The sequence below is a fragment of the Noviherbaspirillum sp. L7-7A genome (assembly GCF_019052805.1).
Lineage (GTDB): Bacteria > Pseudomonadota > Gammaproteobacteria > Burkholderiales > Burkholderiaceae_D > Noviherbaspirillum_A.
The window spans coordinates 1,196,841-1,213,240 of sequence record NZ_JAHQRJ010000001.1 but is presented as its reverse complement, the minus strand read 5'-3'; the positions used below and the strand labels follow the sequence as shown (position 1 = coordinate 1,213,240).

The 16,400-nt window shown below is 67.6% G+C and carries 13 protein-coding genes; 10 read left to right on the top strand and 3 right to left on the bottom strand.

Annotation, left to right across the window (positions count from 1 at the left end; translation table 11 throughout):
- Nucleotides 1–88: 88 nt before the first annotated feature.
- The gene (locus KTQ42_RS05500; RefSeq protein WP_217344596.1) at nucleotides 89–2,320 is read left to right on the top strand and encodes a carboxypeptidase-like regulatory domain-containing protein; all 2,232 of its coding nucleotides are present in this window, start codon (nucleotides 89–91) and stop codon (nucleotides 2,318–2,320) included.
- Between the two features lie 75 nt (nucleotides 2,321–2,395).
- On the opposite strand, the gene KTQ42_RS05495 is transcribed toward KTQ42_RS05500, so the two are convergent.
- The 3 genes from KTQ42_RS05495 to mdeB form a co-directional block, all read right to left on the bottom strand.
- Nucleotides 2,396–3,115 (bottom strand): haloacid dehalogenase type II, encoded by a 720-nt coding sequence (locus tag KTQ42_RS05495; protein ID WP_217344595.1) that lies wholly within the window; start codon nucleotides 3,113–3,115, stop codon nucleotides 2,396–2,398.
- 114 nt (nucleotides 3,116–3,229) lie between these two features.
- Nucleotides 3,230–3,994, bottom strand: coding sequence for a DUF2076 domain-containing protein (locus KTQ42_RS05490; RefSeq protein WP_217344594.1), 765 nt, complete (start codon nucleotides 3,992–3,994; stop codon nucleotides 3,230–3,232).
- Between the two features lie 163 nt (nucleotides 3,995–4,157).
- Nucleotides 4,158–6,812, bottom strand: coding sequence for an alpha-ketoglutarate dehydrogenase (gene mdeB, locus KTQ42_RS05485; RefSeq protein WP_217344593.1), 2,655 nt, complete (start codon nucleotides 6,810–6,812; stop codon nucleotides 4,158–4,160).
- Between the two features lie 132 nt (nucleotides 6,813–6,944).
- On the opposite strand from mdeB, the gene KTQ42_RS05480 reads away from it, so the two are divergent.
- The 9 genes from KTQ42_RS05480 to KTQ42_RS05440 all read left to right on the top strand — a co-directional run bounded on the left by KTQ42_RS05480 (nucleotide 6,945) and on the right by KTQ42_RS05440 (nucleotide 16,398).
- Nucleotides 6,945–7,430, top strand: coding sequence for an Lrp/AsnC family transcriptional regulator (locus KTQ42_RS05480; RefSeq protein WP_217344592.1), 486 nt, complete (start codon nucleotides 6,945–6,947; stop codon nucleotides 7,428–7,430).
- Between the two features lie 93 nt (nucleotides 7,431–7,523).
- The gene (locus KTQ42_RS05475) at nucleotides 7,524–7,973 is read left to right on the top strand and encodes a pyridoxamine 5'-phosphate oxidase family protein (RefSeq protein ID WP_217344591.1); all 450 of its coding nucleotides are present in this window, start codon (nucleotides 7,524–7,526) and stop codon (nucleotides 7,971–7,973) included.
- A gap of 19 nt (nucleotides 7,974–7,992) precedes the next feature.
- On the top strand, nucleotides 7,993–8,781 hold the full coding sequence (locus KTQ42_RS05470; RefSeq protein WP_217344590.1) for a lysophospholipid acyltransferase family protein: 789 nt from the start codon (nucleotides 7,993–7,995) through the stop codon (nucleotides 8,779–8,781).
- Between the two features lie 157 nt (nucleotides 8,782–8,938).
- Entirely contained in the window at nucleotides 8,939–9,652 is a 714-nt protein-coding gene (locus KTQ42_RS05465) for an ABC transporter ATP-binding protein (RefSeq protein ID WP_217344589.1), read from the top strand.
- On the top strand, nucleotides 9,646–12,021 hold the full coding sequence (locus tag KTQ42_RS05460) for an ABC transporter permease (RefSeq protein WP_217344588.1): 2,376 nt from the start codon (nucleotides 9,646–9,648) through the stop codon (nucleotides 12,019–12,021). The genes KTQ42_RS05465 and KTQ42_RS05460 overlap by 7 nt, the downstream gene beginning before the upstream one ends.
- 6 nt (nucleotides 12,022–12,027) lie before the next feature.
- On the top strand, nucleotides 12,028–13,296 hold the full coding sequence (locus KTQ42_RS05455) for an efflux RND transporter periplasmic adaptor subunit (RefSeq protein ID WP_217344587.1): 1,269 nt from the start codon (nucleotides 12,028–12,030) through the stop codon (nucleotides 13,294–13,296).
- Nucleotides 13,297–13,403: 107 nt separating this feature from the next.
- Complete coding sequence (locus KTQ42_RS05450) at nucleotides 13,404–14,357, top strand: YbhN family protein (protein WP_217344586.1); 954 nt, start codon at nucleotides 13,404–13,406, stop codon at nucleotides 14,355–14,357.
- Nucleotides 14,358–14,413: 56 nt separating this feature from the next.
- On the top strand, nucleotides 14,414–15,085 hold the full coding sequence (locus KTQ42_RS05445; RefSeq protein ID WP_217344585.1) for a response regulator transcription factor: 672 nt from the start codon (nucleotides 14,414–14,416) through the stop codon (nucleotides 15,083–15,085).
- Nucleotides 15,082–16,398: an ATP-binding protein gene (locus KTQ42_RS05440; RefSeq protein ID WP_217344584.1), complete on the top strand. Its 1,317-nt coding sequence runs from the start codon at nucleotides 15,082–15,084 to the stop codon at nucleotides 16,396–16,398. Before KTQ42_RS05445 ends, KTQ42_RS05440 begins: the two co-directional genes overlap by 4 nt.
- Nucleotides 16,399–16,400: the final 2 nt, after the last annotated feature.

Here is a 16,400-nt window from a genome sequence, read left to right as displayed (position 1 = left end):
TGACTGGCATGACAACGCCGCGGCCCGGATGCCATCGCATCCCAGGCCTCGGGTTCTTCTGAGGCAGGTTTAAAAATGGGAGGCATAGGTGTACACATCAGCCAAATTTTCCCTTTTTGGCACAGCCATCTGCATTGCCGCGTCCGTGGCAGGGTGCGGTGGAGCCTCGTCTTCATCCGGCAAGACGGCGTCGGCTCCACCGGGAAACGAGGCGCCGGCTTCCCAGCCTGGCACCGATGTGCCGTCTGTTCCGCCTGCAGGCAGTGACATCGTCATCAGCGGCGTGGCGGCCTCCGGCGCACCGTTCGTCAACGCAGCCGTGGCTATCGTCGACCGCAACGGCAATACCGTCAGCTCCGGCCTGACCGACGCTTTCGGTTTTTTCAAGCTTAATGTCAATCCTCTCTATGCTGGACCATTGATTGTCCAGGCCTCGCGCGGGAACGCCGTTGGCGGCAAGGACACCCTGATAGCACTGGCCGATACGAGAACCAGCACGACCGTCAACGTCAACACAATCAGCAATGTCGTCGCCGCGCTTGTTTCGGCAACGGGAGACCCGTCCACGCTGGTTGCGGATTTCGCCAGCGGCAAGGTCACCTTCGACGCGAAGGTGATTGAAAGCAAATGGCTGCAAATGGGAGCAAAATTACTGCCGCTGTTGAACGCGCTCGGGCCTGAGATCGGGGCGTTACGCAATGGGTTTGCGCCTGCCGACGGCACCGGGCCCGACCAACTGCTGGACGCGCTTGACATATCGATTACCCAAAACAAGGACAAGACGAGCAATATCGAAATCACCATCAAGACCGCCGAGGACGGTCAACAGATGCCGGTGATCCGTTTTACCAATTCGACGCGGCTCGCCAGCATCCTGGCCCAGAACGGGATCACGCCAACAACGATCAACAACAAGACCATTACCGCGGCAAGTCTCCCGGCAAGCGGCACCAGCGCCCAGATCGCAGAACTGCTCAAGCGCATGACTGCCTGCTACGCCCTCCCCACCGCCAAGCGGGTCAATCTGACGACAGGCACCGGCGGCAATATCATCGCACCAGAATGCAAATCACTGTTCAAGAATGACAGTCCCGCCGCTTATCTTCATTTCGGCGCAGGAGTAGGCGCTGATGGCGCATTTTCCACCCTTTTTTCCGATGCGGGCACAGGCACCGGCTTTAGCCAGGGCAGCTATGAGTACAAACAAAGCAATGGCGACATCGTATTCAGCCTGGTTTCTGTCGACCAGAGGCGGGTGCTGCGCAATGAGGAGTACGTTGCCTCGCTGGGCACGGATGGCCGCTTGAAGCTGATAGGGAATCAGTATCCGTTCGCCGGCAGCATCAATCCCATGGCTGAACTTCATTATTTTATCGACGGCGGCAAGGAAATTTATTTAAGCACGGGTTATAACATCAAGGTGCCGCTGCAAAGTACCGCCACTGGCGCTCCGATCATCCGGGTCGACCTGACATCACCAACAGGCAAGAAATATAGCCTTGTGAGCGGATCGGAAGCCATGGTCTTTCCCATCCTGGACAGTGGCTTCAAACCGCAAACGAGTTACATTGGCGATTACCTGCCGTCCGGCTCGGCCTTCCTGCGCCTGAGTTCCATGACATGGTCTGACCTGCAATCCCGCCGCAATGACATGCCGCGCGACATGCCTTACGCGCCGGAACGGAATCTCTATTCGGCAAGGCAGACGGAGACGGACGAAATGATCCAGGCCTACCTGCCGCGCGGGGTATGGGTCTTTGAATATTTCACCGGCTCGAGTATCACCCCGGTTGCCAGACAGAATGTCAGAACGAAGGCACGGGCCTTGACGCTAGGCGAGGCAAGTGCCAGCGCGCAGCTCGATCCGGACAGCGCTTTCACGCTGACGCCGAGCAGCCTGGCATCGCTGCGGTCACTACCAAGGCCGCAAACCGATCCGTCCTCGGCATCGCCTATCTCGCTGGGAGGCCTGACGTCATTGGACTACGACTGGGCAAAAGAGTCTCAGGACCGCGCGCCTGTGCTCCTGCCCGTGTTCACCCGGGTGTACGGATTCGCGGACGATAATGGCAGCATGTCTTATGGAAACTTCCCCTACGGAGGCTTGGGCGCAGTCCTTGATTTCAGCAGGATTACGGACTTGACGCCCACAACCCGGAAAGCAGCGGTGACTTGCGGCGACAGCATCTATCTTGCGCAATGCGGTTCGGACCTTGCGTATTCGAGCAATGCGCGGCTGGACGGCATCCAGTTGCTCAGCAGAGACGCCCAGGGCCGGGAGTTTTCCAGCTTTGCCAGTGCCTGGCGCTTTCTGCCATAGCAAGGCTTGACGTACGCAGGCGGCGCGGAAGGCGCGCCACTGGAATGTAGCGGCGGGAGGCAGGTGCCGTTCCAATCAAACGCCGTCACAACCCATCTGTCGTGCGAGGTCGACGATATCGTTGGCACGGAGGTCAAACTCGCCTTCCGCCACCCTGGGCAGCCTGGCCTCTTTGCCATGCTCATGCGCACGGGTGATATAAGCAGTGCGCAACCCGTGCTCCCTGGCCGCACGCAAATCTTCAGGATGGCAGGCGGCCAGCATCAGTTCGCCCGGTGCAATGCCCAGCAGGTCGGCGCAGCCCAGGTAGGTTTCCCGGTCAGGCTTGTAGTGGTGGAACAGCTCGGCCGAGATCACGCAGTCCCAGGGCAGGCCGGCGCGCTTGGCCATTTCCGTCAACAGCGAGAAGTTGCCGTTGGAGAGCGTGGTGATGGTGAAGGTGCTCTTGAGTAGGGTTAGGCCCTGCACCGAATCCGGCCAGGCCGGCAGGCGGTGCCAGGCCAGGTTCAGTTCATCGAGCTCGGCCTTGGGAATGCCGTTGAGGCCGTGGCGCGGCGCGACTTCATCGAGGATCAAACGGTGCAGGCCGTCGATGCGGGTCCAGGGTAATTCGCCGTTGCGGACCCGGTTCATCGCATGCGGATAGCCGGCGCGCCAGTCGGCGGCAAAGCGGTCCCAGTCGCCGCTTATGCCATGCCGTTCGGCGACCGCGGCGGCTTCGGCACTGATGCCGCCATGCCAGTCGACGACGGTGCCGAAAACGTCGAAGGCGATGGCCTTGATGCGGGTGTTCATAGCTTGGGTGCTCCGGAAGTCGGCGAAGGCAACACCCTAACGCAAAACACGCCGGTGATGCAGGGCACTACGCAGACTTGCGCTGACAACGCCCGGCAGCGACCGCAAAAGCGCCTAGATCATCGAATCATCACCGCCGCCGAAGTCGTCGGACATGCCGCCGTCATCGAAGGCGACGTTATTGTCGGCCACGCCGTAGTCCTGTGTTTCCTGAGCAGGCGCCGTGCTGATGTCGTTCAGGCCGGCATCCTGCGCCAGGCTGTTGTCAGCGGCCGGGGTCAGGCCAGCGCCGGTGTCCGAGGTCAGCCCATGCTGCTGGCCGGCGTCGTTGCCATGATGGCTGTTGAGCAGGTTGCCCAAGCCTTGAAACAGGAAAGCGCCGCCTGCCACGCCTGCCGCGGTGGCGGCCATGGTGCCCAGGAAGCTGCCGCCTCCGCCTCCCATGCCGCCGCCGCCAAACCGGGACCAGCCGCCCTGGCGCTGGCCAGGGTATGGCACCTGGCCTTGTGGATAGGCACCCTGCCCGGCTTGCGGATAAGAACTGGGGTTGAGCGTCGATGTGCGCTCCGGAGTGTCGCTGGCAGGCGCCGGGGCGCTGCGGGCGCTGTTGCCCCAGGTGTCGGCGCCGCCAAGGAAGCTGCCGGACGAAGCCGGCCGCGCCGCCTGCGCTTGGCGCTCAAGTTCGGCGATGCGGGCCTGTGCGGTTTCCAGCGCCTGGTCCTGCAGCAGCGTGCGCTGCACCAGCAGGTAGGCAGCGTCGGGCTGGCGCGATACAGCGGCGTTGATCATTGCGTCGGCGTCGGGGTCGCGCTGCACGCCGCCGGCCTGCTTCAACTGGCTTAAGAACTGCTGCAGCTTTTCCTGTTCCTGCGGGGTCATGGTCATGCTCCTTGAGTTGGTGGACCAGCCGCCCGGCAATCGCCGGCGGCACAGGCGCCATCTGGGGTCATATTGGCAAGCGTACAAGGGCTGGCTGGAAAGAGATGCGCCACTTCTTGAACGCGTGCCGATCCGGTCAACCGCTGGCACTGACGCCTTCCCTTCAGTTGAAGGCAATGCCCAGCGCCGCCGCGGCGGCGCGTCGTTCGTCTGCGGTTCCTTTCAATCTCTCGATAGTTGCAAAAGCGATCCAGGCGGCGCTTACCTCGAAATGGTCGCGCAGCGCGGCGCGGGTATCGCTGCGGCCAAAGCCGTCAGTACCCAGCGTGACATAGGGCACCGGCACCCAGGCGCGGATGCTGTCGGCCACCGCCCTGACATAGTCGCTGGCGGCGATCACGGGGATCTCGCCCTGCAACCGCTGCGTGACATACGGCACTTCCTGCTCGTCGCGCCAGCGGTTGTCGCGCTCCACCGCGATTGCCTCCCGGGCGAGTTCCGAGAAGCTGGTCACGCTCCACACTTCGGCGGCGATGCCAAACCGCTCTCGCAGCAAGTCAGCCGCCGCAAGCGCTTCCTTGACGATGGGCCCCGCTGCCAGCAGCCGCGCCTGCGGCGCGTCCACCGTGATGATCCGGTGCATGCCGCGCAGGATGCCCTCGCGTGCGCCTTCCGGCATTGGCGGCTGCGGATTGTTTTCATTGGTGACGGTCAGGTAATAGAACACGTCCTCGCCCTCTTCCAGCATGCGGCGCATGCCGTCCTGCACGATCACCGCGACTTCGTAGGCATGGGCAGGGTCGTAAGCAACGCAGTTCGGTATCGTCGACGCGACAAGGTGGCTGCTGCCGTCCTGGTGCTGCAGGCCTTCGCCGGCCAGGGTGGTGCGGCCGGACGTGGCGCCCACCAGGAAGCCGCGGGCGCGCTGGTCGGCCGCGGCCCAGATCAGGTCGCCCACACGCTGGAAGCCGAACATCGAGTAATAGATGTAGAACGGCAGCATGGGCAGGCCATGCGTCGAATAGCTGGTGGCCGCGGCCGTCCAGGAGGAAATGGCGCCGGCCTCGGTGATGCCTTCCTCCAGGATCTGGCCATCCTTCGCTTCGCGGTAGGAGAGGATGGAGCCGATGTCTTCCGGCTCGTACAGCTGTCCCTGCGAGGAATAGATGCCGAACTGGCGGAACAGGCTGGCCATGCCAAAGGTGCGCGCCTCGTCGGCCACGATGGGCACGACACGCCTGCCGATGCCGCCGTCCTTCATCAGCGCGCCCAGCATGCGCACCAGCGCCATCGTGGAGGACATTTCCTTGCCGTCGGATTCCAGCGCAAAGCGGGCATAGGAGGTGATGTCCGGCACCGGCAGGCTGGCGCGCGGATCGTGGCGGCGCGGCAGGTAGCCGCCTAGAGCGGCGCGGCGCGCCTGCAGGTGGCGCATCTCCGGGCTGTCGGCGGCGGGCTTGTAGAAAGCCAGCGTGGCGCAGTCGGCGTCGCTGATGGGCAGGTCGAAGCGGTCGCGGAAGGCCAGCACTTCCTCGTCCTCCAGCTTCTTGTGCTGGTGGGTGGTCATCCTGCCCTGCCCGGCGCTGCCCATGCCGAAGCCCTTCTTCGTCTGCGCCAGGATCACGGTCGGACGGCCGCGGTGCGACAAGGCCGCGGCATAGGCTGCATGGATCTTCTTCATGTCGTGGCCGCCGCGATGCAGGCGGTCGATCTCGGCATCGGTCAGGCTGGCGGCCAGCGCCTGCATCGCCGGGCTCTGGCCGAAGAAGCGGGCACGGTTGTAGGCGCCATCGTTGGCGGCGAAGGTCTGCAGCTGGCCATCGACGGTGCGGTTCAGCGCCTCGACCAGCGCGCCGGAGGCATCGCGCTCGAACAGCGGGTCCCAGTCCGATCCCCACAGCAGCTTGATCACATTCCAGCCGGCGCCGTCGAACAGGGTTTCCAGTTCGTCGACGATATGGCCATTGCCGCGCACCGGGCCGTCCAGCCGCTGCAAATTGCAGTTGATGACGAAGGTGAGGTTGTCCAGGCCTTCGCGGGCAGCCAGGCTGAGCGCGGCCAGCGATTCCGGCTCGTCCATCTCGCCGTCGCCGAACACGCCCCAGACCCGCCGGTCCTGCGCCGGCAGCAGGCTGCGATGCTCCATGTAGCGCAGAAAGCGCGCCTGGTAGATTGCATTGATCGGGCCGATGCCCATCGAGCCGGTGGGGAATTGCCAGAAGTCCGGCATCAGCCAGGGATGCGGATAGGACGACAGGCCGCGCGCGCCATGACGGCGGGCCTCGAGCTCGCGGCGGTAGTGGCCGAGATCGGCTTCGTCCAGCGCGCCCTCCAGGAAGGCGCGGGCATAGACGCCGGGCGCCGAATGCGGCTGGAAGAACACCAGGTCGCCGCCGAAGTCGCCATTGCGGGCACGGAAGAAATGGTTGAAGCCGACCTCGAACAAGTCCGCCGCCGAGGCATAGCTGGCGATGTGGCCGCCCAGTTCGGCATGGGCGCGGTTGGCGCGCACCACCATGGCCAGCGCATTCCAGCGCATCATGCCGGCGATCCTCCTCTCCAGGGCCAGCGCGTCGGCGCCGCCCGGAAAGGCGGGCTCGTCGGCCACGCGTATCGTGTTCACATAGGGCGTGTTGCGGGCGGCGCGCCATTGCACGCCCCATTCCCAGGCAGCCGTCGACAGCTTCGAAAGAATGAAGCGGGCGCGCTCCCGGCCGCCGCTCTGCAGCACCGCGGCCAGCGCCTCCACCCATTCGGTCGTTTCCGTCGGGTCGGCATCGGTGTCGGTGATGAGCTGGCTGGCGGGCGGCATGTCCATGGCGTTCTCCTGCTAAGTGTTGGGCGAACCGATAAGGTACGCCTGACTGGCCGGCATAGGGAGCCGAAGATTGCTGCATGAAGCATTTCCGACAGCATAAAATGTCGGTTTTCAATTACTGGGCAACACATCATGCCGGAACTCAACCTCGACGCCGCCGACCTGCGCATCCTGCGCCTGCTGCAGGAAGATAGCGCGCAGAGCAACGTGGAACTGGCCGGGCGCATCAGCCTGTCGCCCTCGCCCACACTGGCGCGGGTGCGCAGCCTGGAAGCGCGCGGCGTGATCTCGCGCTATGTCGCGCTGGCCGATCCGCATGCGCTGGGCCTGAAGGTCAACGTGTTCATCCAGGTCAGCCTGGAAAAGCAGGAGGCCGGCGCGCTGGCCCGCTTCGAGCAGGAAGTCAGCCATTTCGACGAGGTGATGGAGGTCTACCTGATGACCGGCGACGCCGACTACCTGTTGCGCATCGTGGTGCCCGACATCCAGGCGCTGGAACGCTTCATCCTCGACCACCTGACCCGCATTCCGGGCATCAAGAACATCCGTTCCAGCTTTGCGCTCAAGCAGGTGAAGTACAAGACCGCGCTGCCGCTGGAGCATGCCGGCGCGAGATAGCAGTCGCATCGGCCTTGCTTGACCCATCTCAAGCGAAGCCGGCGGCGCAGCCAGCACAGTGGGCGCCATGGTCCAGCAACGAGGAGACATTACATGGAGCAGGCTGCGCACGACTTCATCATCGATATCCTCGACCGGTGCCCCGACCTTGCGCTGGCCACCATCCGGCCCGATGGCTATCCGCAGGCCACGACTGTCAGCTATGCCCATGACGGGCTGACGATCTACATCGGCGTGGGCCGCAACAGCCAGAAGGCCGCCAACATCCGCGCCTGCGACAAGGTGTCCTTCACCATCACCGCGCCGTATGCCGACTGGCGCCAGATACAGGGCCTTTCCGCAGCCGCCACTGCCCGCATGCTGGAAAGTCCGGAAGAGATCGAGCAGGCCGGACAGTGCCTGCTCAGGCGCTTTCCGCAGGTCGGTCAATGGGCGGACCAGGCCCGCGCCGGCGCGGTGCTGCTGGTGGAAATACGGCCGCGGCTGTTCTCGCTGCTGGACTACGGCAAGGGCTTCGGCCATACCGGGCTGGTGAGCGTGTGAGGGCCATAGCGGCGCGACGATGAACACTACGGCCAAGCAAGACCGATCACCACCGCTGGCGCCGCGGCGCGCCGCCGGCCGTCTCGGTGACTGGCTGTACGGCGCCTATGCATGGACCGTGTTTGCGCTGGTGCTGCTGAGCGTTGGCCCGGCGGTGGCGGCGCTGCGCAGGCCGGCGCGGGCGCGGCCGGTGGCGCGCGCCGGCTGCCGGCTGCTGTTCCGGCTTTTGGGCATGCCGCTGTCGATGCGCGGGCTGGAACGCCTGCCGCCGGCTTCGCAGCATCATCTGCTGCTGGTAAACCACAGCAGTTTTCTGGATGGCCTGGCGCTGATGGCGATGCTGCCGGCAGAGCCCGGCTATGCATTTGTCGTGCGACAGCAGTTCCGCATCCAGGGCCTGCTGTGCCCGCTGCTGCGCGCGCTGGACACGGTGGTGCTGGCGCCCGCCGGCGCCGGCAGCCATGCCGGCAATGCGGCGCGCATCATCCATGCGCTGCGGCGACGCGGCAACCTGATCGTCTTTCCGGAAGCGGGCTTCGTGCCGGAGCCCGGACTGCGCCGCTTCCACAGCGGCGCGTTTGCGGCAGCGGCGGCAACCGATCGCCCGCTGGTGGTGGCCGGCCTGCGTGGCGCCCGCGAGGCGCTGCGGCCGCTCGGCTGGCTGCCGCGCCGCATGCCGCTAGCGCTGGAGATCGGGCCGACACTGCGGCCCAGGAATGATGATATCGGCCCGGCGATGCGCTCGGCGCGGCAGGCAATGCTTGCCCTGGCCGGGGAGCCGGACATGGCAGGCATGCCGCAACGCTGAGCGGCGCCGGCGTTTCCGGGCTGCTTGACCTGCATCAACCGCCATCGTCCGGCGCGGTGCGAACCTTCCTGCGTCGCGGCCGGCCGCACCCGTTGGCCGCCGCCGCATGCCCCCTCTCCGCAGCCACACCACGCCAGCCGACAGCATGACCGACCCCATGGACCAACGCAAAGCCGTGTTCAGCCTTCAGGGCGTGGCCAAGACCTATGTCATGGGCGAGCTGGAGGTGCAGGCGCTCAAGCCCACCGACCTCGCGCTGTACGACGGCGAACTGGTGGTGCTGCTGGGCGCCTCAGGCAGCGGCAAGTCCACCCTGCTCAACATCATCGGCGGACTGGACCTGCCCAGCGCCGGCACGCTGCACTACGGCGACCTCGACCTGTCCGCCGCCGACGACGCCACCCTGACCGCCTTCCGGCGCCACCATGTGGGCTTCGTGTTCCAGTTCTATAACCTGATCCCCAGCCTGACCGCGCTGGAAAACGTGCAGCTCGTCACCGAGATCAGCGACCATCCGATGGATGCGGCCGAGGCGCTGGCGCTGGTGGGCCTGGGCGAGCGGCTGGGCCATTTCCCGGCCCAGCTCTCCGGCGGCGAGCAGCAGCGGGTGGCGATCGCGCGCGCGATTGCCAAGCGGCCCGACATCCTGCTGTGCGATGAGCCGACCGGCGCGCTGGACTGCCAGACCGGCCGCATGGTGCTCGATGTGCTGGACCGCATCAACCGCGAGTTCGGCACCACCACGGTGGTGATCACCCATAACGCCGCCATTGCCTCGCTGGCGCACCGGGTGGTGCATATCGGCAGCGGCAGCATCACCCATATCGACATCAATTCAACCAGGCTGACGGCGGAGCAGATCGCATGGTGATGCCGGCCTTCATCAATGCGCTGGACCGCAAGCTGCTGCGCGACCTGTGGCGCATGCGCGGCCAGGTGCTGGCGGTGGCCATGGTGGCGCTGTGCGGCATCGCCACCTTCGTCACCATGCGCGGCGGCTACGAGGCGCTGCTCTCCGCGCAGGAGGCCTATTACGAGCGCTACCGCTTCGCCGATGTGTTCGCCAGCGTGCGCCGGGCGCCGGCGAACATCGTTGGCCGGGTGCAGGCGATTCCCGGCGTCAGCCAGGCCCAGGGCCGGGTGGTGTTCGATGCCTCGCTCGATGTGCCGGGGCTGGACGAGCCTGCCAGCGGCCGGCTGGTATCGCTGGCGCCGGACGGCGCCGGCCTGAACCGGGTGCATCTGCGCTCGGGCCGGCTGCCGGGCACATTGGGGCGCAATGAAGTGCTGGTCAGCGAAGCCTTTTCCGGCGCCAACCGGCTGCGTCCGGGAGACACCCTGGGCGCGATCATCAATGGCCGGCGCGAGCAGCTGCGCATCGCCGGCATTGCGATCTCGCCGGAATATGTCAACGAGATCAAGGGCAACAGCTTTCCCGACAACCGGCGCTTCGGCGTGCTGTGGATGGACCGCGATGCGCTGGCCGGCGCACTGGCCATGCGCGACGGCATCAATGACATCACCGTCACGCTGGCGCCGCATGCCAGCGAGCAGCAGGTGATCGCGGAACTGGACCGCCTGCTGGCGCCCTACGGCGCGATCGGCGCCTATGGCCGCAGCGAGCAGCTGTCGCACAATTTCCTGGCCAGCGAGCTGGCCCAGAGCCGGGTCAGCTCGACCGTGCTGCCGGCGATCTTCCTCGCCGTGGCGGCCTTCCTGATCCATAACGTGCTGCTGCGGCTGACCACGCTGCAGCGGGCGCAGATCGGCCTGTTGAAGAGCTTCGGCTACAGCCGGCTGGCGGTCAGCCTGCATTACATGAAGTTTGCGCTGCTGACCGTCATGACCGGCGGCATGGGCGGCATCGCGGTCGGCGCCTGGCTGGGCCACGGGCTGGCCCGGCTGTATGCCCGCTTCTATCACTTTCCGCAGCTGTCGTTCTCGCTGTCGGGCTTCGCGATTGCCGCGGCGCTGTCGATTGCCGCGCTGTCGGCGGTGGCCGGCGCGCTGATGGCGGCGCGGCGGGTGGTGACGCTGTCGCCGGCCGAGTCGATGCGGCCGGAGGCGCCGGCGCGCTACCGGCCGGGGCCGCTGGAGCGGCTAGGCCTGCAACGCTGGATCGCGCTGCCGGTGCGCATGGTGCTGCGCAACCTGGAGCGCAAGCCGGCCAAGAGCCTGCTGTCCATCCTCGGCCTGGCCTCGGCGCTGGCGCTGGTGATCACCGGGCAGTACACCTTCGATGCCCTCAACGAGATCGTGCGGGTGCAGTTCCGGGTCGCCCAGCGCGACGATGTGACGCTGTCCTTCAACGAGCCGCGCGACTGGGCGGTGGCGCACAACCTGGAAGCCCTGCCCGGCGTGCTGCGGGTGGAACCATTCCGCTCGGCGGCGGTGACGATGCGCTTTCGCCATCGCAGCAAGCGCACCGCCATCATCGCGCTGCCGCCGCGGCGCGAGCTGCGCCGGGTGCTGGACGAAGGCGAGCGCGCCATCGACCTGCCGCCCAGGGGCATCGTGCTGACCCGCATGCTGGCCGACACGCTGGGCATTGCCGAAGGCGAGCACCTGGAGATCGACTTCATGGAAGGCCAGCGCCAGCATGCCCGAACGCCGGTGGCGCGCATCATCGACGAGCCGATCGGCATGCTGTCGTACATGGATGCGCGGGCCATGGCGGCGCTGGCGCAGGAGCCGCTGCTGGCCTCCGGCGCGTTCCTGGCGGTCGACCCGAAAACCCAGGGCACGCTGTACCGGCAGCTGAAGACCGTGCCGGCGATCCGCAGCGTCAGCCTGCGGGAGGCCACGCTGCAGAGCTTTCTGTCGACGGTGGCGGAGAACATGCGCATCAATACCGTGGTGCTGGTCGGCTTCGCCTGCATCATCGCGCTGGGCGTGGTCTATAACGCCACCCGCATCGCGCTGTCGGAACAGGCGATTGAACTGGCCAGCCTGCGCATCCTCGGTTTCACCAATGTGGAAGTGGCCGCGATGCTGCTCGGCCAGCAGGCAGCGCTGACGCTGGCCTCGCTGCCGCTGGGCTGCCTGCTCGGCTACGGCCTGGCGGCGCTGCTATCGGAATTGCTGAGCCAGGACCTGTTCCGCATTCCGCTGGTGGTCAGCCGCCGCACCTTCCTGCTGTCGATCGGCGTGGTGCTGGCCGCCGCCGCGGTGGCAAGCGCGCTGGTCTGGCGCAAGGTGCGCCGGCTGGACCTGATCGAAGTTTTGAAGACCCGGGAGTGACACTGCATGGATGCACGCACCCTGATCAAGGCAACGCCGGCGCCCAGGCCGGCAACGGCCGTCGCGCCGGCCAGGCCCCCGGCCGCAAGGTCCGGCCCCGGCCGCAAGCGCACCGCCTACCTCATCCTGGCGCTGCTGGCCCTTGGCCTCGTGGGCTGGCTGCTGTTCGCGCCGGCGCCGCTGGGCGCCGAGCTCGCCACGGTCCGGACCGGGCCGCTGCAGGTGGCCGTGAGCAACCAGGGCCAGGTCCGCATCCACGACAAGTACGTGCTGGCCGCGCCGGTGGCGGGCCGGCTGGCGCGCAGCCCGCTGGACGATGGCGACCCGGTGCGCCAGGGCCAGGTGCTGGCGACCTTGTATCCGGCGCCGATGGACCCGCGCCAGCGCGAGCAGGCCCAGGCGCGGCTGGAGTCGGCGCGGGCGCTGGCGCGCGAGGCGGAAATGCGGGTGCAGCGCAGCGCCAGCGACCTGGCCCTGGCGGCGAGCGAGCGCAGCCGCACCGAACGCCTGGTGGCAGAGAAATTCGTCTCGCCGCAGGCAATGGAAAAGGCCCGTTCGGCCGAAGCCGCGGCGCGCGCCGAGGCCGACGCCGCCCGTGCCCGCTCGCAGGCGGCGATGGGCGACGTGCGCGCCGCCCAGGCCGCGCTGATTGCAGCGGATGCCGCCGCCGAGCAGCGCGGCCAGCAACCGTTGCCGCTAACCTCGCCGGTGGATGGCTATGTGCTGAAGGTGCATGAAAAGAGCGAGCGCATCGTCGCCGCCGGCGCGCCGCTGGTATCGGTCGGCAATCCGGCCGACTACGAGATCGTGGCAGACGTGCTGTCCACCGATGCGGTGCGCATCAAGCCGGGCCAGACCATGTGGCTGGACGACTGGGGCGGCGGCCAGTCGCTGCGCGCCACGGTGCGCCTGGTCGAGCCGGTCGCCTTCACCAAGGTGTCGGCGCTGGGGGTGGAGGAACAGCGGGTCAACGTGATCGCCACGCCGGTCGATGCGCTCGGTCCGCTGGGCGACGGCTACCGGGTCGAGGCGCGGGTGGTGACCTGGGAAGCCGAACGGGTGCGCAAGGTGCCGGGCAGCAGCCTGTTCCGGGTCGGCGAGGCCTGGCATGTTTTCGCGGTGGAAGACGGCCGCATCCGCGAGCGCCCGGTCAGGGTGGGCCAGCGCAACCAGGAAGAGGCGCAGGTGGAGGGTGGTTTGGCGGAAGGGGCGCAGGTGGTGAAGTTTCCGAATAACCAGATGAAGGATGGCATGCGGGTGCAAGCCTTGCGTTGAAAGGCTTTGATCCGGGGCGACGACGCCGGCAGTCGGATAGCGCACAATGCGGCCTGCCTGGACCGGCATGTGACCCGGATGGGCACCCTTGCCGCCCTGGCCATCCCATGCCCGATTCCGACCATCCCAGCCAACGTACCCATGCTCCTGACGCGAACCGCGGCGCAACGCACCGCCTGCGCCGCGCCGCCGGCCCGCTGTTTGGCCTGGCCATCGTGGCGCTGGCATTGTGGGGCCTGCATGGAATGCTCAGGGAGAGCAGTCCGCACGCGATCGCCGCCGCGCTGCGCGCGTTGCCGCCGCAGCGGCTGGCGCTGGCGCTGGGCTGCCTGCTGCTGGCTTACCTGGCACTGACCTGCTATGACTTTCTGAGCCTGCGCTGGCTGGGCCGCCCCCAGCAGTGGCGACGCAGCGCGCCAGTGACGGCTGCCGCGTTTGCACTGGGCAATGTGTCGTTCAATGCCATGGTGGTCGGCGGCGGCGTGCGCTATGCCGGCCTGCGGCCGCTGGGCCTGGCGCCGTCCGGGATCGCCCAGATGGCGGTGTTTGCCAGCCTGGGGTTCTGGCTGGCCTACGGGACCGTTGGCGGCTTGCTGTTCGCGGTCGACCCGGTCAAGCCTTCGGTGCGGATGGCCGGCTTGCTGCTGCTGGCGCCGGCGGCCTACCTGCTGCTGTCGCGCCGGCCGCGCACCTTGCGCCTGCGCGGTTACCTGATGACCTTGCCGCCGTTGCCGCTGTGCGCCGGCCAGCTGGCGGCCGGGGTGGCGGAACTGCTGGCCATGTCCAGCGTGCTGTGGCTGCTGCTGCCGGCCATTCCGGGTCTCACCTGGAGCCATTTCATGCAGGCTTTCCTGCTTGCCATCGTGGCAGGCAGCGCCAGCCAGGCGCCGGGCGGCCTGGGCGTGTTCGACTCGGCCTTCCTGGCGCTGCTGCCCGAGGGCGCCGATGTCTCGCAGGCGGTGGCCGCGCTGCTGGCCTTCCGCGTGCTGTATTACCTGCTGCCGCTGCTGCTGGCGCTGGCGGCGCTGGGAGTGCGCTCGCTGGCGCGACGCCGGAACTGAATGCCTGCATTCCAGGCAGCAAGCAGTAGAATACGCGCCTCCTTCCGAACAATTCCATGCGCATACTCCTGGCCGAAGACGACAACATGATAGGCAGCGCCGTGCGCGAGGCGCTGCTGCAGGATGGCTACGTGGTCGACTGGCTGCGCGACGGTCCGCGCGCCGACGCCGCGCTGGCCGCCGGCGACTACGACCTGGTGCTGCTGGACCTGGGGCTGCCCGGCAAAGAGGGGCTGGACATCCTGCGCGGCCTGCGCGCCAGGCGCAAGACGCTGCCGGTGATCATCATCACCGCCCGCGACGCGGTGGAGTCGCGGGTGGCCGGGCTGGATGCGGGCGCCGACGACTACCTGGTCAAGCCCTTCGATCTCGACGAACTGGCCGCCCGGATCCGCTCGGCCCTGCGGCGCAGCGCCGGCCGCACCGGTCCCGGCCTGCAGCTGGGCGGCGTTGCGCTCGACCTGGCGCGCCGCAGCGTGCAGCGCGACGGCGCGCCGGTCACGCTGTCGGCGCGGGAATACGCGATCGTCGAGGCGCTGGCGCTGCGGCCGGGCGCGATCCTGTCGCGGGCGCAGCTGGAGGAAAGGATGTACGGCTGGGGCGAGGAAATCGAGAGCAATGCGGTGGAGGTGCATATCCATGCGATCCGGCGCAAGCTGGGCGCGGAGTTCATCCGCAATGTGCGCGGCGTGGGCTACTACATTCCGCGTCCGGACGGCGCCGCATGAAGTCGCTGCGCGCCCGGCTTTCGGCATTCCTGCTGGCGGCGGCGCTGCTGGCGGCCGGCGTCACCGGCCTCCTGACCTACCGCAATACCCTGCGCGAGAACGAGCAGCTGTTTGACTACCAGCTGCGCCAGACCGCGCTGTCGCTGCGCGACCAGGGCGCGGCCGCCGGCCTGCCGCCGGCCCCCGGTCCGGGCGAGGAAGCGCCGTCGGTGGTGGCGCAGATCTGGACCATGAACGGCACCACCCTCTACCTGTCGCATCCGGACAGCGGCCTGCCCGACCGCGCCGTGCTGGGTTTTTCCAATGTCGATGCCGGCAACCGGCGCTGGCGGGTCTACAGCATGGCCGCGCGCGGCCGCATCGTCCAGGTGGCGCAGCCGCTGGAGTTGCGGCGCGACCTGGCCGCCGCCGCCGCGCTGCGCAGCCTGCGCCCGCTGCTGATCTTCGCGCCGCTGATGGCGCTCCTGATCTGGCTGCTGGTCGATCGGGCGCTCAAGCCGGTGCAGCGGCTGGCGCTGGAAGTCAAGCGGAGGGATGCCGCCAGCCTGGAGCCGCTGCCGGAGCAGGACCTGCCGAGCGAGGTCGAGCCGGTGGCGCATGCGATCAATTCCCTGCTGGGCCGGCTGAAGCTGGCGTTCGACAGCCAGCGCGCCTTCGTCGCCGACGCCGCCCATGAACTGCGTTCGCCGCTGACGGCGCTGACGCTGCAGCTGCAGCTGCTGTCGCGCGCCGGCGATGCCGCCGGCCGGGAAGCGGCCGCCGCCCAGCTGCGCCAGGGCGTGGAGCGCGCCAGCCGCCTGATCGAGCAACTGCTGGCGGCGGCGCGTACCGCGCCCGGCGAAGCGCCGGCGGTGCTTGCGCCGCTGGACCTGGCCGAGACGGCGCGCGCCGCGCTGGCCGATGCCTGGCCGCAAGCCGAGGCGCGCCGTATCGAGCTTGCGCTGGAGGCGCCGGCGCCGGTTGCCATCCATGCCGATGCCGAGTCGTTGCGCATACTCATGCGCAACCTGCTGGACAATGCGATACGCTACACGCCACCGGGCGGCCAGGTGGCGGTCAATGTGGCGCGGCGTGGCGAGGAAGCGCTGCTGACGGTGGACGACAGCGGCCCCGGCATCCCCGCCGCGGAGCGCGAGCGCGCCTTCCAGCGCTTCTACCGTGGCCAGGCCCAGGCCGCCGACAGCACCGGCAGCGGCCTGGGCCTGGCCATCGTCGCCAATATCGCCGCCCGCCATGGCGCGCCGGTTGCGCTGGCCGATGCGCCGCTGGGCGGCCTGCGGGTGGAAGTCCGGTTTCCGCTGCCGGCACAATGACA